This window comes from Burkholderia sp. SR8 (assembly GCF_052851275.1).
Window position 1 is genome coordinate 99,343 of sequence record NZ_JAULUC010000004.1, and the last position, 17,754, is coordinate 117,096.

Annotated in this window: 16 protein-coding genes; 4 read left to right on the forward strand and 12 right to left on the reverse strand. The window is 68.1% G+C overall.

The genetic code is table 11. The features are described 5' to 3' along the window. Positions 1-154: 154 nt before the first annotated feature. The 3 genes from surE to Q3A80_RS06295 form a co-directional block, all read right to left on the reverse strand. On the reverse strand, positions 155-934 hold the full coding sequence (gene surE / locus Q3A80_RS06285; protein WP_446328209.1) for a 5'/3'-nucleotidase SurE: 780 nt from the start codon (positions 932-934) through the stop codon (positions 155-157). Between the two features lie 214 nt (positions 935-1,148). Continuing rightward, positions 1,149-1,451 carry an AzlD family protein gene (locus Q3A80_RS06290; RefSeq protein WP_162999222.1) on the reverse strand — a complete coding sequence of 101 codons (303 nt, stop codon included), beginning with the start codon at positions 1,449-1,451 and terminating at the stop codon, positions 1,149-1,151. Next, on the reverse strand, positions 1,441-2,178 hold the full coding sequence (locus tag Q3A80_RS06295) for an AzlC family ABC transporter permease (RefSeq protein WP_446328210.1): 738 nt from the start codon (positions 2,176-2,178) through the stop codon (positions 1,441-1,443). The genes Q3A80_RS06290 and Q3A80_RS06295 overlap by 11 nt, the downstream gene beginning before the upstream one ends. Positions 2,179-2,303: 125 nt before the next feature. On the opposite strand from Q3A80_RS06295, the gene Q3A80_RS06300 reads away from it, so the two are divergent. Continuing rightward, positions 2,304-2,762, forward strand: a complete 459-nt coding sequence (locus Q3A80_RS06300) for an Lrp/AsnC family transcriptional regulator (RefSeq protein ID WP_006486309.1) — start codon at positions 2,304-2,306, stop codon at positions 2,760-2,762. A 227-nt stretch (positions 2,763-2,989) separates the two neighbouring features. After that, positions 2,990-3,559 carry a hypothetical protein gene (locus Q3A80_RS06305; RefSeq protein ID WP_446328211.1) on the forward strand — a complete coding sequence of 190 codons (570 nt, stop codon included), beginning with the start codon at positions 2,990-2,992 and terminating at the stop codon, positions 3,557-3,559. A 64-nt stretch (positions 3,560-3,623) separates the two neighbouring features. Here the strand turns inward: Q3A80_RS06305 and Q3A80_RS06310 are convergent, their stop codons facing one another. The 6 genes from Q3A80_RS06310 to Q3A80_RS06335 all read right to left on the reverse strand — a co-directional run bounded on the left by Q3A80_RS06310 (position 3,624) and on the right by Q3A80_RS06335 (position 12,719). Beyond that, positions 3,624-6,461 (reverse strand): nitrate reductase, encoded by a 2,838-nt coding sequence (locus tag Q3A80_RS06310; RefSeq protein WP_446328212.1) that lies wholly within the window; start codon positions 6,459-6,461, stop codon positions 3,624-3,626. Further along, a complete protein-coding gene (nirD, locus tag Q3A80_RS06315) occupies positions 6,458-6,856 on the reverse strand; it encodes a nitrite reductase small subunit NirD (protein ID WP_446328213.1) in 399 nt (132 codons plus the stop codon). Before nirD ends, Q3A80_RS06310 begins: the two co-directional genes overlap by 4 nt. Before the next feature lie 26 nt (positions 6,857-6,882). Next, positions 6,883-9,333 (reverse strand): nitrite reductase large subunit NirB, encoded by a 2,451-nt coding sequence (gene nirB, locus Q3A80_RS06320; RefSeq protein WP_446328214.1) that lies wholly within the window; start codon positions 9,331-9,333, stop codon positions 6,883-6,885. Between the two features lie 266 nt (positions 9,334-9,599). After that, complete coding sequence (locus Q3A80_RS06325; protein WP_446328215.1) at positions 9,600-11,000, reverse strand: MFS transporter; 1,401 nt, start codon at positions 10,998-11,000, stop codon at positions 9,600-9,602. 488 nt (positions 11,001-11,488) lie between these two features. Further along, entirely contained in the window at positions 11,489-11,821 is a 333-nt protein-coding gene (locus Q3A80_RS06330) for a DUF2322 family protein (protein WP_446328216.1), read from the reverse strand. 193 nt (positions 11,822-12,014) lie between these two features. Then, the gene (locus tag Q3A80_RS06335; RefSeq protein ID WP_446328217.1) at positions 12,015-12,719 is read right to left on the reverse strand and encodes a flavin reductase family protein; all 705 of its coding nucleotides are present in this window, start codon (positions 12,717-12,719) and stop codon (positions 12,015-12,017) included. Between the two features lie 228 nt (positions 12,720-12,947). On the opposite strand from Q3A80_RS06335, the gene Q3A80_RS06340 reads away from it, so the two are divergent. Together Q3A80_RS06340 and Q3A80_RS06345 are read left to right on the forward strand one after the other, a co-directional pair. Next, positions 12,948-13,274 carry a thioredoxin family protein gene (locus tag Q3A80_RS06340; protein WP_089501115.1) on the forward strand — a complete coding sequence of 109 codons (327 nt, stop codon included), beginning with the start codon at positions 12,948-12,950 and terminating at the stop codon, positions 13,272-13,274. A 10-nt stretch (positions 13,275-13,284) separates the two neighbouring features. Beyond that, the gene (locus Q3A80_RS06345; RefSeq protein ID WP_446328218.1) at positions 13,285-13,704 is read left to right on the forward strand and encodes a secondary thiamine-phosphate synthase enzyme YjbQ; all 420 of its coding nucleotides are present in this window, start codon (positions 13,285-13,287) and stop codon (positions 13,702-13,704) included. A gap of 48 nt (positions 13,705-13,752) precedes the next feature. Here Q3A80_RS06345 and atsR read toward each other — a convergent pair whose 3' ends face one another. From atsR to Q3A80_RS06360, 3 genes are read right to left on the reverse strand one after another with little or no spacing between them, the layout of a single operon-like run. After that, complete coding sequence (gene atsR / locus Q3A80_RS06350) at positions 13,753-15,564, reverse strand: hybrid sensor histidine kinase/response regulator AtsR (RefSeq protein ID WP_446328437.1); 1,812 nt, start codon at positions 15,562-15,564, stop codon at positions 13,753-13,755. Positions 15,565-15,573: 9 nt separating this feature from the next. Next, positions 15,574-16,074, reverse strand: a complete 501-nt coding sequence (locus Q3A80_RS06355; RefSeq protein ID WP_446328219.1) for a molybdopterin-dependent oxidoreductase — start codon at positions 16,072-16,074, stop codon at positions 15,574-15,576. Between the two features lie 50 nt (positions 16,075-16,124). Further along, positions 16,125-17,006, reverse strand: a complete 882-nt coding sequence (locus tag Q3A80_RS06360; RefSeq protein ID WP_446328220.1) for a response regulator — start codon at positions 17,004-17,006, stop codon at positions 16,125-16,127. Between the last annotated feature and the right edge of the window lie 748 nt (positions 17,007-17,754).

Consider the following 17,754-nt stretch of genomic DNA (forward strand, 5'->3'; position numbering starts at 1 on the left):
GATCGATGCGGTGGATGCCGTGGGGCGGGATGCGGCAATGCAGGGGTGCGACGGTGCGATGTCGCGCGCGCCGGCGTCACCTCGCCGCCGCCATGCGCTGCCGAGCCAAAGCTGCCTGACGACTCCCCGCCGATCACCCCCGCCGCTTCCGCGATCAACCAAGGCTCGCGCGCAGCCGCGCGAGCGCCTGATCGTGCGTGCGTTCGAACTTCAGCGGCGTGACCGCGATATGGCCTTCGCCGAGCGCGACCGTTTCCGAATCCGCATCGTCGTCGCGCGGTGCGCGTGCGAGCTTCAGCCAGTGGTATTCGATGTCGCGCGGATCGCGCCCCGACACGATGTCGACGCCTTGCAGCGTGCCGCTGCCCTGATTCGTCACCTTGAGCCCGCGCACGTCGTCGGCCGGGCGCGCCGGGAAGTTCACGTTGAGACACGCGTCGCTGTCCCAGCCGGCTTCGACGAGCCGGCGAATCACGTCCGGCGCATGCGTGAGCGCCGTATTCCACGGCACTGCGTTGCGGTCGCTGAACGCCTGGCTCAGCGCGATCGCGGGCACGCCGACCAGCATGCTCGTCATCGCGGCGCCGACCGTGCCGGAGAACACCGTCTCGGTGCCGAGATTCGCGCCGCGATTCACGCCGGACAGCACGAAGTCGGGTCGCGCGCCCTTCATCAGATGGCTGACCGCGATGGCGACGCAATCGCCGGGCGTGCCGCGTACCGCGAAGCGGCGCTCGCCCTTGCGATGCACGCGCAGCGGTTCGTGCAGGCTCAGCGAATGCGACGTGCCGCTCTGGTCTTCCGCCGGCGCGACGATCCAGACTTCGCGCGCCAGCTGCGTGGCGACCTGTTCGAGCACTTCAAGACCGGGGGCGTCGAATCCGTCGTCGTTGGTGAGCAGGACACGGTCGAACAGCGGGCGGGTTTCTTGCATCGGGACGATCCTCGCAGATAGGCAATGACAGGGGAAAGGCAGCGCGGGTACATCCGCAAGGCTAGCACTCCGTCGCGACGCCTGTCGTGCCGAGTCGTGCCGCACGCGGTGCGCGGATGCGAAAACGGGCGCCTCGCGCGCCCGTTGCCAGCCCGGAAAAACCGCCCGTGCGACGGGCAGGAACCGCATTGCCGCGCTATCCCGTGCTCCCGCGTCAGCCGAGCAGATGCCGCAGCAAGCCGGCCGACACGACGCCGACGATGACGGTCGGCAGGATCGACAGGCGCGTCGCCGCGATCAGCGTGACGGCGAGCGCGAGCAGGTCGGCCGGCCGCGTCGACACGAATGCCGGCGCGATCACCGAGATCAGCACGCAGCCGGGCACGTTCTCCATCACCGACGCCATCCGCGGGCTCAGCGTGCGGTTGCGCAGCAGCACGTAGCCGAGCACGCGCGACAGGTAGGTCGTCGACGCCATCAGCACGATGGTCGCGACCGTCGCGAAATCAGGCAGCATCGCGCGGCTCCCACAGCAGCGCGGCGGCCAGCCCCGCGCACGCGCCGACCGCGACGTACCATGCGCCCGGCACGGCCAGGTGCGTGGCCGCCGCGACGACGAGGCTCACGAACCACGGACGGCTCGCGCGCATGCCCTTCCACATCCCGCGCAGCAGCACCAGAAACACGGCCGTAAACGCCATGTCGAAGCCGTACTGCTCGACGTTGCCGATCGTCGGGCCGACGGCCGCGCCGAGCGTCGTCATCGAGATCCACGTGAGGTAAAGCCCGGCGCACACGCCCGCGTAATACGGGACGCTGATGTGCGTGGCCGAGCGCGAGCGCGCATCGGCGAGCGACATCGCCCAGCTTTCGTCGCACATGAAGAACAGCGCGGCGAACGCGCGGCGACGCGGGAGGCGCCGCAGGTAGGGCGCGAACGCCGCGCCCATCAGGATGTGGCGCGAATTCACGAGGAACGACATCGCGACGATCAGCGCGATGTGCGGCGGCGACGTCCACAGATGGATCGCCGCGAACTCGGAGCCGCCGCCGAAGTTCAGGCCCGTCATCATCGGCACCTCGAACAGGCTGAGCCCCTTTTGCGCGGCCTGTGCGCCGAGCACCAGCGCGAACGGCACGAAACCCAGCATGACGGGCAGCGCCGCGCGCAACCCGCGACCCATCTCGGCGACATGGACGGGCTTGTCGCGAAGCCCGGACGACGTTGAAACGCTACTGCTCATTACTCCTCCTTCGGGGAGGAGGATTGTCTGCTTTTTTGACTCGAATCGGGTTGCGTTGTGTCCATATATTGCAGAGAATTTGGCATTGAACGCGTGATTTGCAATTTTTTTGGAATTCGATGCCAATGAAGCTTGACGCTATCGACCGCCGGATCCTGAGCGCGCTGCAGCGCGACGGCCGGATGCAGAACGTGGAACTCGCGCACGAGGTCGGGCTGTCGCCGTCGCCGTGCCTGCGGCGCGTGCGGCTGCTCGAGGAAGCGGGCGTGATCGAGAAATACGTGGCCGTGCTGAACCCGGCGAAGGTCGGCAAGGGGCTGACGATCTTCACGCGCGTGTGGCTGAAGGGGCAGGACGCGGAATCGGTGAACCGCTTCGCCGAGGCCGTCCAGCAGATGCCGGAGGTGGTCGAGTGTCACCTGATGGCCGGCGACTGCGATTTCCTGCTGCGCGTGGTGGCCGCCGACATCGACGATTACCGGCGCTTCCAGATGGAGTACCTGACACGCATCCCGGGCGTGCTGAGCGTGAAGACCGACATTCCGATGCAGAAGGTCAAGCTCACGTCGGCGCTGCCGACGTAGCGCGGCGCGGATGCGTGTCGACGATCCGGCGCGCCGTCATCGGCTCGTGACGATCGGCCGATACACTGGCGGGACGAGCCGCTTCGCCGCGCATCGCCGCATCCCGGTGCGTTGGCGATGCGCAAGCAACTAACGGTCAACCGCGACGCAGCCGGCGAACTGCGCGCGCACGCGTATTGCGCGTGCTGCGATCTGCCGGGCGTTGCGTCTTACTTGTCGAGCGATTCATGCAGCCATTCAACAATCCGTGGAATTCGCTGGAAATCGTCAAGCTCGTGCTCGGCGTGCTGACGCCGTTGTCGGTCGCGTGTCTCGGCTGGCTCGTCGCGCGCCGGCTGAAGCGGCTCGAGCTCGTGCAGTGGACCAATCAGCGGCTGATCGAAAAGCGGCTCACGCTGTACGACACGGTCGCGCCGCAGCTCAATGCGCTGCTGTGCTTCTACACGTGGATCGGCTACTGGAAGGACATCTCGCCGGACGACGTGATCCGCGCGAAGCGCGAGCTCGACCGCACGTTCCACATCTACCGCTATCTGTTCGACGACGACGTGTACGACGCGTATCACGCGTTCATCCACGCGCTGTTCGAGGTGCATACGGGGCCGGGGCGCGACGCGCGGATCCGTTCGCTGATCCAGTCGCCGGACGGCGACCGGAGCGTGCACGGCACGTATGAATGGAAGGCGGCGTGGGCCGAGCGCTTCTCGACCGCGAACGTCACGGACAAGGCCGACGTGCTGCGGCACTACACGCGGCTGATGGAGCGGTTGCGGGTGGCGCTCGGCGCGAACCGGTGAAGGGGGCGCGGACGCGCCGCGCGGCCATCCGCCCGGTTTCCGATAGGCCCGGGCATGCCACCCGCTACGACACGACCGCCTCCGCGCTCATGCGCCGCAGTTCCGGCACGCACGAGCCGCACTGCGTGCCGCATTTGAGCTGCGCCTGCAGGCCGGCGAACCGCTCCGCCGGCGTCGCGCTCGCCGGACACGCGGACAGTGCCGCACGAATCTCGCTCTCGCTGACGCCCACGCAATTGCAGACCGCACGGCCGCGTGCGGGTGCGGCCTGCAACGGCACGCGCCCGGCGAACAACAGCATCCGCCCGATCGCGCCGACGCCGGTGCCGCTGTCGACGTAATCGCGCAGCACGGCCGCACTGTCCTCGGTCGCGCCGGCCGCACCCGACACGGAGAACGCGGTCAGCACGCCGTCGACCACGCGCACGCGGCGTGCCGTGCCGCGCCGCGCGTCGCCGTAGCTCATCACGTCGATCGCATGTTCGGGCAGGCCCAGCAGCGCTTCGACCTCGCGCTGCAGCGCGATGGGCACCGGCTCGTATGCGGCCGCGCGCCATGCGAGCCCGCCGCCGGCGTCGTTGCCGAACGGCACGCAACTCGCGTACGCGAAGCGCGCGAACAACGCACGCACGTCGCGCTGCCGCGCCAGCAGTTCGTCGGCGGGCAGGCGCGCGGCGATCAGCCAGCGCCACGGCAGATCGGCCTTCAGCAGCTTGATGGCCGCATGCTTGAGTTCCGGCTGACGCGAGTGCGGATCGAGCGCGGCGGACGTCACCGTGTTCACACCGGCACCGATCCGGTTGCCGGCCACGCCCGATACGAATTCGTCGCCCCAGTGCATCGGCGTGAACGCCTGTCCGGGCGCGATGGCATCATCGGCGCGCGCGGGCAGCAGCATGCTGCCGCGGCGCGACGTCAGGTGCACGAAATCGTGCGGGCCGATGCCGAGGCGCGCGCAGTCCGCGGCGTTCAGGTCGACGCTCGGCGCCGGCGCGTGCGAGAACAGCTTCGGCACGGTGCCCGTGCGGCTGCAGCCGTGCCATTGATCGCGCAGCCGGCCGGTCGTCAGCGCGAAGCGGAAGCGCGCATCGACCGGTTCCGCGACCGGCTGGTACGGCGTCGCGATGAAGCGGGCGCGGCCGTCGGCGGTCGGAAACCGGCCGTCCGCATAGAGGTGCGCAGCGCCATGTGCGGCGCCGGCGGGGAACGGCCATTGCTGCGGGCCGTCGGCTTCCAGCCGCGGCCACGACAGGCCGCCGATGTCGCAATCGCGTCCGGCCGTCGTCGCGCGATGCTCGTTCCAGATCGCTTCGCTGTCCGCATATGGAAACAGCGTCGGGCGGCCCGGCGCGAGCCGCGCTTCGATTCGTCGGCCGACGTCGACGGCGATGTGCCAGTCCGCGCGCGCGTCGCCGTACGGTTCGACGGCCGCCCGCACGCGCGAGATGCGCCGCTCCGAGTTCGTGACGGTGCCTTCTTTCTCGCCCCACGTCGCGGCCGGCAGCAACACGTCCGCGTAGGGCGCGGTACCGGTATGCGCATACGCGTCCTGCAGCACGACGAATTCGGCGCGGGCGAGCCCCGCGCGCACGGCCGCCTGGTTCGGCAGCGAATGCGCGGGATTCGTGCAGACAATCCATACGGCCTTGAGCTCGCCCGCGGCGAGCCGGTCGAACATCTCGACCGCGGTGAGGCCCGGTTGCGCCGGCACGTCGTCGACGCCCCACAATCGCGCGATCTCGGCGCGATCGGCGGCGTTCGCGAGATCGCGATGCGCGGACGCAAGCGTCGCCATGCCGCCCACTTCGCGGCCGCCCATCGCGTTCGGTTGTCCGGTCAGCGAGAACGGCCCCGCGCCGGGCTTGCCGATCTGCCCGGTGGCCAGATGCAGGTTGATCAGCGCGACGTTCTTGTGCGAGCCGTCCGCCGACTGGTTCAGCCCCTGGCAGTACAGCGACAGCGACGGGCCGTCGGCGAACCAGCGCGCGGCCTGCACGATGTCGTCCGCGCGCAGTCCGCACACCTGCGCGGCGACGGCCGGCGACCATTCGCGCACGCTGTCGCGTACCGCGTCGAAGCCGTTCGTGTGTGCGTCGATGAACGCGCGATCGAGCGCGCCGTCCCATACCAGCACGTGCAGCATCGCGTTGAACAGCGCGACGTCGGTGCCGGGCTGCAGCGCGAGGTGCAGCGTCGCGTCGCTCGCGGAATCGGTGCGGCGCGGATCGGCGACGATCACCTTCATCGCCGGATTGCGTTCGCGTGCGGCCTCGAGCCGCCGGTACAGGATCGGATGCGCGAACGCGGGGTTCGCGCCGGCGATCAGCACCGTGCCGGCATGATCGAGGTCGTCGTAGCTGCACGGCGGCGCGTCCGCGCCGAGCGACTTCTTGTAGCCGACCACGGCCGAGCTCATGCACAGCCGCGAGTTCGAATCGATGTTGTTGGTGCCGATCAGCCCCTTCGCGAGCTTGTTGAAGACGTAGTAGTCCTCCGTCAGCAGCTGGCCCGACACGTAGAAGCCGATCGCATCGCGGCCATGTTGCTCGACGATCCGCGCGAAGCGCGCGGCGACATGGTCGAGCGCGTCGTCCCACGACACGCGCGTGCGCGCCGCGTCGCGCGTGTGCCGCAGTTCGGGATGCGTCGCCCGCGTCTGCGCATAGCGTTCGGGCGCGGCGGTCAGGTGCAGCGTGCTGCCCTTCGAACACAGCCGGCCGAAGTTCGCCGGATGGTCGGGGTCGCCGCGCACGCCGACGATCTTGCGTCGTCCGTCGCCGTCGGTTGCCGTCTGGATGATCACGCCGCAGCCGACGCCGCAGTAGCAGCAGGTCGAGCGCGTTTCGTGCAGGTCTGCGTCGGCGCGAGCGTCGCGATCGAGTACGGCTGCCGTTTCCGTCATGCAGCGTGTCCCGGTTCGGCGCACGCGGGGGCGCCCGATGCCTCGTCGCCGATCGCGATCGACGCGAGCTCGCTGCGCTTGAGCAGCACGGCGCCGCCGTCGCATGCGACGCTGAACACCGGCGTGCAACCGTCGTCGGGCGGCAACGCGCAGCCGTTGCCGAACGCGATGTTGAAGCCGTGCAGCGGGCAGGTGACCTGTTCGCCGTGCACGATGCCCTGCGACAGCGGGCCGCCGCGATGCGGGCAACGGTCGAGCAGCGCGAATACGCGATCGCCGTCGGTGCGGAACAGCGCGACGGGCGCGCCTTCGGGCCGCTTGACGACGCGTGCGCCGAGCGCGGGAATGTCGTCGATCCGGCAGACCGCGATCCAGTCGGGTTCGAGAGTAGGCATCTTGGGATTTCCTGGCGGTGGCGGCGTCAGCGGCCGGTGGTCTCGACGGCGATCGGGGTGAACTGGCGCAGGTCGACCTGCGCGTCGTCGGTGTCGTGCCACGGATCGGGTTCGTCCTTCAGCGCGAACTGCAGGCGTTCCCACAGCGCCGCGCGATTGGCGGCATCGTCGAGCACGCGGGCCTTCACGTAATCGAGCCCGACGCGTTCGAGGTAGTGCACGGTCCGTTCCAGATACCAGCCTTCCTCGCGATAGAGCTGCAGGAACGCGCCCGCGTACTCGAGCACTTCCTCGTGCGTCTTCACCTTGCAGAAGAACTGCGCGACCTCGGTCTTGATTCCGCCGTTGCCGCCGACGTAGATTTCCCAGCCGGAATCGACGCCGATCACGCCGACGTCCTTGATCCCCGATTCCGCGCAGTTGCGCGGGCAGCCCGACACCGCGAGCTTGACCTTGTGCGGCGCGTACATGCGCCACAGCGCGCGTTCGAGCTGCTGGCCCATCAGCGTCGAGTCCTGCGTGCCGAAGCGGCACCATTCGGAGCCGACACAGGTCTTCACGGTGCGCAGCGCCTTCGCGTACGCGTGTCCGCTCGGCATCCCGAGGTCGTGCCACACGCCCGGCAGGTCCTCCTTCTTCACGCCGAGCAGGTCGATGCGCTGCCCGCCCGTGACCTTGACGGTCGGAATCGCATACTTGTCGACGACGTCGGCGATGCGGCGCAGCTCGTCGGCGGTCGTGACGCCGCCCCACATGCGCGGCACGACCGAATAGGTGCCGTCCTTCTGGATGTTCGCGTGCGCGCGTTCGTTGATGAAGCGCGATTGCGGATCGTCCTTCGCCTCGTGCGGCCACGTGCTGATGCAGTAGTAGTTGAGCGCCGGGCGGCAGGTCGAGCAGCCGTTCGGCGTGCGCCATTCGAGGAAGTGCATCGCGGCCGGCACCGACAGCAGCTTGTGCTCGCGAATCGCCGCGCGCACTTCCGCATGCGTGCGGTCGGTGCAGCCGCAGACGGGTTTCGCCTTCGGCGACGCGGAATAGTCGCCGCCGAGCGTCGACATCAGGATCTGCTCGACGAGGCCCGTGCACGAACCGCACGACGCGGATGCCTTCGTGTGCTTGCGCACGTCTTCGAGCGTGAAGAGGCCCTTCTCCTTGATCGCGCCGACGATCGTGCCCTTGCAGACGCCGTTGCAGCCGCACACCTCGGCGGTGTCGGGCATCGCGGCCGCATGCGTGACGCCGCTGTGCCCGGTGTCGCCGAGGCTCGTCTCGCCGAACATCAGCGTGTCGCGAATGTCCGCGATGTTGCGGCCTTCGCGCAGCAGCTTGAAGTACCACGCGCCGTCGGCGGTGTCGCCGTACAGGCACGCGCCGACGATCCGGTCTTCCTTCACCACGATCTTCTTGTAGACGCCGGCGAGCGGATCGGACAGCGTGATGTCCTCGGTGCCTTCGCCGCCGAGGAAGTCGCCCGCGGAATAGAGGTCGATCCCGGTGACCTTCAGCTTCGTCGACGTGACCGAGCCGGCATAGCGGCCGATGCCGAATTCGGCGAGATGATTTGCCGCGACCTTGGCCTGCTCGAACAGCGGCGCGACGAGCCCGTACGCGATGCCGCGGTGGCTCGCGCATTCGCCGACCGCGTAGATGCGCGGATCGTAGGTCTGCATCGTGTCGCTGACGACCACGCCGCGATTGCAGTAGAGCCCGCTGCTTTCCGCGAGTTCGGTGTTCGGCCGGATGCCGATCGCCATCACGACGAGATCGGTGTCGAGCGAGTCGCCGTCGGCGAAGCGCACCGCGCCGACGCGCGTGCCGTCCGTGCCGTCGGCGTCCAGCGCGGCGGTTTGTTTCGACATCAGGAATTTCAGCCCGCGCGCTTCCAGCGACTTGCGCAGCAATTCGCCCGCGGTCGCGTCGAGCTGCCGCTCGAGCAGCGTCGGCGCGAGGTGGACGACCGTCACGTCCATGCCGCGCAGCTTCAGGCCGTTCGCCGCTTCGAGGCCGAGCAGGCCGCCGCCGATCACGACCGCGCGGCGATACCGCGACGACGCGTCGATCATCGCCTGCGTGTCGGCGATGTCGCGATAGCCGAGCACGCCGTCGAGGCCGATCCCGGGAATCGGCAGCATGAACGGATTCGAGCCGGTCGCGAGCAGCAGGCGGTCGTAAGCGGCTTCGGTGCCGTCGTCTGCGACGACGACGCGGCGCACGCGGTCGATCTTCACGACCTTGCGGCCGGTCAGCAGCTTCACGCCGTGCTGTTCGTACCACGCGTAATCGTTCAGGACGATCTGTTCGAGCGTCTGCTCGCCGGCCAGCACCGGCGACAGCAGGATCCGGTTGTAGTTCGGATGCGGCTCCGCGCCGAACACCGTGACGTCGTACAGGTCGGGGGCCAGCTTGAACAGTTCCTCGAGCGTGCGTACGCCCGCCATCCCGTTGCCGACCATCACAAGCTTCATCTTCCGCATCCGACGTCTCCCTGGCGTTCAGCGTGCAGGTTGCCCCGCATGTCAAGTAGACAAAAAGCAAGCGGCATGCCAATGGCGGCATGCCGCGGCGGATGCGCTGCGTGCATGTTGGTGCGCACCGCGCGCAGGCGTCGGATGCCTACCTTGGTGCATCGCAACGCAAGTCGGTGCACGGCAGCCGATGCGATCGATTCGTCAGCTGTTTCCCGTCGGACGCGTTGCGCTGCTCGCTGAAGACGGACCGCGCGTGCGGCCCGCTCCTGCGTTCATTCGGCGAGATGCGTCATGCGCGGCGCCGGCATCGCGGCTGCGCCGGCCGCCCGCGTGTCGGCGGGCATCGCCCAGCGCAGCCACTGCGCACGCAGCAACACGAGTGCGCCGCAGGCGCAGGCCGCGAGCGCGCCGAACGTCACGAAGCCGAGCTGATAGCTGCCGGTGCTTTCCTTCGCGATGCCCATCACGACCGGCAGATAGAAGCCGCCGATGCCGCCCGCCGCGCCGACGATGCCGGACAGCAGGCCGGTCTTGCCCTGCCAGCGGTGCGGCACGAGCTGGAAGGTCGCGCCGTTGCCGAGCCCGAACGCGACGTACAGGCAGATCAGCAATGCGATGCCGCCGGCCAGCGGCGGCATCCACGCGGCGAACGCGAAGTCCGCGGCGGCGATCGCGGCGAGCAGCACGATCAGCGCACGCACGCCGCTGACGCGATCGGCGACGAAGCCGCCGAGCGGCCGCACGATCGCGCCGAGAAACGCGAGCAGCGACATGAACAGGCCGGCGTCGATTTTCGGCATCTGATACAGCGACGTCAGCAGCAGCGTCACGTACGACGACATCCCGACGAAGCCGCCGAACGTGATGCTGTAGATCAGCATGATGACCCACGTATCGCGCTCGGCGAGCACTGCGCGGTAGCGCGCGGGCAGGATCGCGATCGCGAGTGCCGCGCCCATCACCGGCAGCAGCAGCACGCCCGTCTTGCCGGCGCCGAACACGCCGCCGTGCACGGCAAGCACGAGCGCGACGAGGCCCGCGAGCGTGACCGCGAACGCACCGAGCGCGCGCGGCACGCTGCCGGATTTTTCGCTGCGGTCGTCGGCCCACGCGGCGATCGCGATGCCCGCGATCGCGAGCAGCGGCAGCGCGGCGGCGGTCGACAGCTTCCAGCCGACGGCGGCCGCGATATGCGGAAACATGAAGCCGTCGAGCACCGCGCCGATGTTGCCGGCCGCGGCGAGGCCGAGCACGAGTCCCTGTACTTTCGGCGGATAGCTGCTGCCTGCCATCGGCAGCGCGACGGCGAAGCTTGCGCCGCCCATCCCGAGGAACACGCCGAGCACGAGCAGCAGCGCATACGACGGCGTACCGGGCACGCACGGCAAGACGATCGCCGGCAGTGCGGACAGCACGACGCCCGTCAGCGCGATCGTGCGCCCGTTCGCGGACTGGTACAGGTTGCCGAGCGTCACGCGCAGGATCGCGGCGGCGAGCACCGGCACCGCGACGAGAAAGCCCTGCTGCGCCGCGGACATCGCGATGTCCTTGCCGATGAACGGCGCGAGCGGGCCGTACAGCACCCAGACCGTGAAGCCGGTGTCGAAATACAGGAAGCACGCGAGCAGCGAGCGCCAGTTGCCGCTCTGCAGGGAGGTGCGCAAACGCGTCATGATGAGACCTCTGCGGATTGCCGGTCGGATTCGGATACCGGCGGGGATCGGTCGGAACATCGGATGGCGCCGCATCGCGGCGTCAGGTCGACGTTGGCAATATGTATGCCAGCGATGGCGGATTTCGACGGATGCGGTGCTGGGCGTGCTTCGCAGGGAAACGGGGCGTGAGCGTCCGTGGCGATTGCCGCGCGGACCGCGGCACTGTCAGCGTGCGCGTGGCGCGGTGCCGGTGCGGCGATGCACTGCGATGATTCGCGAGAACGTTGGACGACGGGGCGAGGCCGTCGGGATGAAAGGGCGGAGTCGCCGTGACGAAGGGCGGAGTGTCGTGACGAAGGGCGATATCAGGTCGTACGGACTGCGTACTGAGCGGCGTGCGCCGATTCCCCGAAATGAAGGACCGCATGCGGACCGGACCGCTCACTGCCTTCAGCGGCGGCAGTATTGCGCGTCCGGCAGCCCGGGGCGGTCCTCCGGCGTGCCGCTCAGCCTTTCGCGATCACGTCGATGCGCAGCGCTTCGCCGCCGTCGACGATCGCGAGCAGCCGATCGACGTTCGGGTGCGCGCCCGGACGGTTGCGTGCGTCGGCGGTGTGCTCGGCGAATACGGCGAGACCGTGTTCGGCAGCCTTCGCATCGAGCGTGCCGAACGCCTGCTTCAGGTAGTTGTACACCGCGAGCGAGCCTTGCTTGCCCGGCTGGTTCTCGATGCTGGCGATCACGTCGCCGTTCGCGCCGACGAGATCGATGCGCGCGATGCCGTCGATGGCCGGCAGTTGCGCGAGGTTGTCCTTGAATACTTGAGTCGGTTGAATCACTGAAACACTCCGTCGGTTCGGTCTTGGGCCAATCGGCCCGTATCTTATCCGATCGCTACGCGACGGGTCGCGGCGCGCGCGGTACGCAAGCGCGAACCGCGCGCACGCTCGGCGCCCACGTGCCGAACAGCGTGCCCGCCAAGGCGAGGCCGCACGCTGCGTCGATCGCCGGCGTCATGCGGGCCGCTCCGCGTCATCGCCGTGCCGCGTCCAGCGACGTGCCGGCTTCGCGCGCGCGGTCGACGTCGGGGCTGCGATACGCGCGTTCGGGAATCTCGGCGAGCCGCGACGGATGCACTTGCCGCGGCGCGAGGCCGTAGAACTTCTGGAAGCTCATGATCAGCGGCGACCACTTGTCCGGATCGATGCGGTCGGGATGGCCGTCCATCAGCAGATCCGGATGCACGTGCACACGCTGAATGCGCACTTCGAACACGCGGATGCGGCCGCGCAGATCCGCGGCGTCTTCGCCGATGCCGTGACTGGCAGCCACCACTGCCTCGAGATGCACCGGACACTCGAGCGCCCGCGGCGGCGCGACGGTTTGCGACGCCGCTTCCGTGAGTCCGGCCGTGCCGAACTTGTCGGGCTCGTGAACATAGCCGCGTGCCTGCTTCGACTCGGGCACCGGGTCCGCGCCGGTCGTGCGAGCGATCCGGTCGACCGCGTGCGCCTGCTTCGACGACGGCAGGTTCAGCACGCATTCGCCGGTGCGCATCAGGTTGTGCGTGGTCTGTGAGCTGGCCGCAAGCCCGAGCATGCAGCGCCAGCCGAGCCAGAACGCGGAGGACATCGGCGCAAGATTGGCCGTGCCGTCCGGATTCAGCGTGCTGATCAGCACGACGGGCGTGCCGAAATAGAGAATGTTCGGTTCGGTGACACGATGCGGTGCGTTCATGGTCGTCCTTCGTTGACGGGATCGGTTCCCATGCTGATCGCGTCGCGGCTGCGCGGCGCTCCGAATCTTGTCGTGTCATTCGAATCGGGCGGCGCGCGGCCGCCCGCACGGCCGGGCCGCGGCCGGCGATCCGTGCGCTTTTCCGCTACAGTAGGAAATCACCGGCCGCCCGTGCCGCCCACGCTGGCACGCGGCGGCCACGCTCCGCAATTGCATACGAGGGTTCCGATGGACACTGAGCAACGCTACACCGCCAACGCGCCGACGCGCGCGGAAGTCGACGCACTGGCCGGTGCCACCGTCATCGAATTCGGCGCGAACTGGTGCGGGATCTGCGCGGGCGCGCAGCCCGCGATCGTCGCGTCGTTCTCCGCGCACCCCGCCGTGCGGCACCTGAAGATCGAGGATGGTCCGGGCCGGCCGCTCGGCCGTTCGTTCGGCGTGAAGCTGTGGCCGACGCTGGTGTTCCTGCGCGACGGGGTCGAAGTCGCACGCGTCGTGCGCCCGACCGATGCGAAGCAGATCGAGGCCGACGGCTTCGCTGCGCTCGCGTGAGGCCGTCATCATGCAACAGGCCATCACGCACATCGCCGTCGAAACGCGCGGGAGCGGCCTCGTCGAGTTCACGCCGCAGGTGCGCGCGTTCGTCGACCAGCAGGCGATCCGCACCGGGCTGCTGACCGTGTTCTGCCGCCACACGTCCGCGTCGCTGCTGATCCAGGAGAACGCCGATCCGTCCGTGCAGCGCGATCTCGAACGCTATTTCGCGACGCTCGCGCCCGAGGACGGCGCGCGCTACGAGCACGACACCGAAGGGCCCGACGACATGCCCGCGCATCTGCGCACGGCGCTCACTCAGGTACAGCTGTCGATTCCGGTCGAGCACGCACGCATGGTGCTCGGCACCTGGCAGGGCATCTACCTGTTCGAGCATCGTCGCGCGGCGCACCGGCGCGACGTCGTGCTGCATCTGATCGGCGAGTAGGGACAAGCGGGCGCGAGCCGCCGCACGTGCGACGCATCGCCGCCGCGTTCAGCCGAGCAGCTTCTCGACGAGCGCGCCGAGTTCACGCAGGTGAACGGGCTTCGGCAGGAATTCGTCGAACACGCGCGGGTTCTCGCGCAGCGCGGCCGATTCGTACGCGCTGACGCCGAGAATCGACGGAAACTTCCCGTCGTCGTTCGGTTGCGCGACCGCGCGGATGCGGCGCGCGACGTCGAAGCCGCTCAGATCCGGCAGTTCGAGGTCGAGCACGACGAGGTCGTAACGTGCGTCGTTGAAGCGCGCGACGCCTTCGTGGCCGGTGCCGCACAGATCCACGTCGAGACCGAGCGCCGACAGCATCGCGCCGAGCGTTTCGCGCGCGTTGTCGTTGTCATCGACCACGAGCGCGCGGCGGTGGCGATGCACGGTGGCGGCCGGCCATGCGGGTGCGTCGCCGGCCGTGTCGCCGGTATCCGGCGCCTCGGCCGGCAGCGTCACGACGAACTCGCTCCCTTCGCCGACCGTACTGCGCACGTCCACGTGACCGCGCAGCGTCGTCACGATTTCGCGCACGACGGCGAGCCCCATGCCGATGCCGTCCACGTGCAGGCCGACCGCATCGTTCGCGCGATAGAACGGCTCGAAGATCTTCGGCAGATGTTGCTTCGCGATGCCGGCGCCGGTATCGCGCACGACGAGTTTCAGCTCCCGGCCGGCCGGCGCGTCGACGAGCGTGATCGACACGTCGATCGATCCGTCGGCCGTGTACTTCACCGAATTCTCGATCAGGTTCGACAGCACCTGCCGCAGCAGCTTGCGGTCGGAGCGGATCGCGAGATCGTGCGGCTCGACCTGCTGCACGACATCGATCCGTTTCGCCGCGATCTTGTCGCGCAACGGTTCGAGCACTTCGGCGAGCAGCGATGCCATCGCGACCGTCTCGGCTTCGGCCAGGCGCTTGGTCGAGCGCAGCTTGATGTAGTCGGTCAGGTCCTTGACCAGCGCCTCGAGCGACGACGCGGAATTCTGCAGCCGCCGGATCGTCTTCAGGTTCGCGTCGGACTGCGGCCGCGCGAGCAGGATCTCGATCGACCCGCAGATCGCCTGCAGCGGCGTGCGCAACTCATGACTGACCATCCCGAGGAACGCGTTCTTCGCCTCGATCATCTCGAACGCGCGATCGGACGCCTTGCGTTCCGCGTCCAGCGCCGCGTTCTGCCGTTCGAGCAGGTCGTCGCGCGTGCGCATCGTGTAGAACAGCAGCAGGAACAGCGCGCACAGGATCACGCCGAGGATGATGCCCAGCGCGAGGATCGCGCGCTGCCGTTCCTTCAGCTGATGGAAGGTGAAATCGCGCTGCGCCATCTCGATCGCGCGGAAGTAGTTCGCGAGGCCGTTGACCTTCGGCCAGTACGCACTGACTTCGTCGATCACGCGCTGCGCGCCGTCCGGCGCGGTGCGCAGCAACGGCACCTCCTGCTTCAGCCGCGACATGAATTCCGCAAGCGCCGCGATTTCGGCACGTGCGCGCGGGATGCGCAGCCAGTATTCGGACACTTCGGACGGCCGCTGCAGGAACCCGAACGATACCGACAGGCTGTCGAGCTGCATCTGCACGTGATCGTAGTCGCCGTCCACGTGCGTCGCGTAGAGGATCAACTGGCGATCGAAGCGCGTGTAGACGTTGCGGTATTGCGACGCGGTCCAGAACACGCCCTCGCGCGGGCCTTCGAGCACGCCCTCGTTGACCGACGTCGCGAGCAGGTCCCACAGCAGGAACGCCCACGCGGCGAAGCCCAGGATCCACAGCGACCCCAGGACCACGATGATTTTTCTGTTCTTCCACCGCCCGCGCATGATGCCGCGCACTTATTTCACGGTCAGGCCGATGATCTGCCACGCGAACTTGGCTTCGCCGAGCGGCGTCTTCAGCTCGTCCGGATACTGGTCGCGCGGATACATGACCCACAGCGGGCCGTAGTTGTCGTTGCCGAGCACCTTGCCGTTCATCGTGCGCGCGAGGATCACGCCGTACTTGTCGGCATCCGACACGGGGATCGTGAACGTGTATTCGTCGATGCAGCGGAATTCGATCTGCGTGCCGTGCGCGTCGACGGTCTTCAGCACGTCGGACAGGCGCGGGCCGGTGAAGGTCGCCTTCGGCGTCCAGCTCGTCGACGTGACGATCGTGTGCTGCGGCAGCGCCATCAGCGCCTGCTCGGAAAAGACGAACATGGTCTTGCCCGGTTGGTTGCTGCGACCGATCTTGCCGTCGACGGTGAACGTGAACGACGCGGCCCAGCTCGCCGCGGCGAGGCCGAGCAGCCCGGCGGCGAGCAGGCTCTTGATCCAGATGGTCGAAATTCGCATGTCGGTCCCTTCGTTCGTGTGCGTGTGGTGACTGGTTTTTCGGGGTGGCTTCAATTCGCGGCGGCGGCCGCAGCGGGCGCCGGCTGCGCGAGCTTCAGTTCGCGGGCGACTTCGGCGAACAGGATCGGCAGGCGCACCGGCTTTTCCTCGCAGCGCGCGTTGTAGTGCGACACGATGTGCGCGATCTCGTCCTCGCTCGCTTCGCCGGTGGAGATCTTGCCCGTCAGCAGGAAGATCGGTGCGCCGCCGTTCTCGCTCGAGCGGATGCTGCGCACGAGCTCGGCCGCGGTCTGGTCGCCGAGCATCCAGTCGAGGATGTAGCCGTCGAAATCCTCGACCTCCAGCGCCTTGCGGAACGACGCGCCGTCGTAGTACGGAATCGCGTTCACGCCTTTTTCGAGGAAGTATTCGCACACGGTTTCGGCGACGTCCTGCGAATCGTCGACCACGGCGATCCGCGCGGCGTACACGTTCGGCTGGCTCGAACGCAGCTCGATGAGGTCGACCGGATAGGTGCGGCCCTCGCGCGCGTGCTGACGCTCGGTGACGATCCATTCGCCCTGCCACTGCAGCGCGACGAAGTCCGTCTCGATCTGGCTGCTGGCCTTCGCCGAGATCGCCGCGCGGCAGCGAAAGCGGCGCGACTCGATCACGAGTGTCGCGTCGATCATCTCGGCCGCGGCCGGCTGCGTCCCCTTGTCGTCGAGCAGGATCGCGGGCGGCACGCCGAAGTGCGTCGCGATGTCCTGCAGTTGCGACAGGTTCCACGGGATCAGCCCTTTCATCTTGCGCGTGACGACCGAGAAACTGAGCCCCAGCACGTTCGCGATCGTCGTGTTGTGGCTGCGCGGCGGAATACCGTTGCGCGTCAGCAGATCGCGCACCTTGGTGGCGGTGATGAGATCGGCGTTGGCCTGCTCGCTATTGGGCATCTCGAAGGTGTCTCCTGGGCTTTGGCGACGAAGAGCATATTCAAAAGTGACGCGATACGCAAACTTTGAAATCGAGATGGACCTTGACATGCGATATTTCTCGATTATTATTGCTCACCACGTCACTATTGTTCGGCGCGTCATGTTTTGGTTTCGAGGTCGGCCACGATCGACCCGTGAGCAACGACGCCGGCGAAGCGACCGAACGATTCGAAGAGAGAACCTGAGAGAGCCTTGGACTGCGTGTCGGCGTTGGCGAATTGTATTCGCCTCGCCGCGCGCAAACCGGGTACGCGCTGCCGGGGGCGGGATGGCGTGAAGCGAGGCGGTGCACAGGAAACGTGGGCAAGGAAATGATGTTTCGCCGTGTGCTCGCACCGGGCTGTCGTTGCTGCGTGGCCGCGTGCACGCAAGATTCGTCCGCAGCCAGCAACCCGGTGCGGATCTGCGATGAACGGCGTGTTCGGCGCGCACCGACGATCAGGTGTCCTATGGTGTGACGTCGATTGCGGCTACCGGTATTCGGGCTATCCGTACGACCGCGTCCGGAATCGGCCGTACGCGTACGACGGACCGGACCGACAGCAACGGGGCGTGACCGCGGGGAGACCACCATCGCGCGCCTCGGCCGAGCCGGCCTTCAGGTCGCCTGACGTCGCGGGCCGGCGGTGTGCCGCCGGCCGCGATGGCGTCGTTCCAGTTCAAGCGGACGAATTGCGCGGGTTTCCCGTGCACGGTGCCGGATCCT

Excerpts from the sequence above, each read along its gene's own strand:
- surE (WP_446328209.1), bottom strand. The coding sequence starts at position 934 with ATGCAAGAAACCCGCCCGCTGTTCGACCGTGTCCTGCTCACCAACGAC.
- Q3A80_RS06290 (WP_162999222.1), bottom strand. The coding sequence starts at position 1,451 with ATGCTGCCTGATTTCGCGACGGTCGCGACCATCGTGCTGATGGCGTCG.
- Q3A80_RS06295 (WP_446328210.1), bottom strand. The coding sequence starts at position 2,178 with ATGAGCAGTAGCGTTTCAACGTCGTCCGGGCTTCGCGACAAGCCCGTC.
- Q3A80_RS06300 (WP_006486309.1), top strand. The coding sequence starts at position 2,304 with ATGAAGCTTGACGCTATCGACCGCCGGATCCTGAGCGCGCTGCAGCGC.
- Q3A80_RS06305 (WP_446328211.1), top strand. The coding sequence starts at position 2,990 with ATGCAGCCATTCAACAATCCGTGGAATTCGCTGGAAATCGTCAAGCTC.
- Q3A80_RS06310 (WP_446328212.1), bottom strand. The coding sequence starts at position 6,461 with ATGACGGAAACGGCAGCCGTACTCGATCGCGACGCTCGCGCCGACGCA.
- nirD (WP_446328213.1), bottom strand. The coding sequence starts at position 6,856 with ATGCCTACTCTCGAACCCGACTGGATCGCGGTCTGCCGGATCGACGAC.
- nirB (WP_446328214.1), bottom strand. The coding sequence starts at position 9,333 with ATGCGGAAGATGAAGCTTGTGATGGTCGGCAACGGGATGGCGGGCGTA.
- Q3A80_RS06325 (WP_446328215.1), bottom strand. The coding sequence starts at position 11,000 with ATGACGCGTTTGCGCACCTCCCTGCAGAGCGGCAACTGGCGCTCGCTG.
- Q3A80_RS06335 (WP_446328217.1), bottom strand. The coding sequence starts at position 12,719 with ATGAACGCACCGCATCGTGTCACCGAACCGAACATTCTCTATTTCGGC.
- Q3A80_RS06340 (WP_089501115.1), top strand. The coding sequence starts at position 12,948 with ATGGACACTGAGCAACGCTACACCGCCAACGCGCCGACGCGCGCGGAA.
- Q3A80_RS06345 (WP_446328218.1), top strand. The coding sequence starts at position 13,285 with ATGCAACAGGCCATCACGCACATCGCCGTCGAAACGCGCGGGAGCGGC.
- Q3A80_RS06355 (WP_446328219.1), bottom strand. The coding sequence starts at position 16,074 with ATGCGAATTTCGACCATCTGGATCAAGAGCCTGCTCGCCGCCGGGCTG.
- Q3A80_RS06360 (WP_446328220.1), bottom strand. The coding sequence starts at position 17,006 with ATGCCCAATAGCGAGCAGGCCAACGCCGATCTCATCACCGCCACCAAG.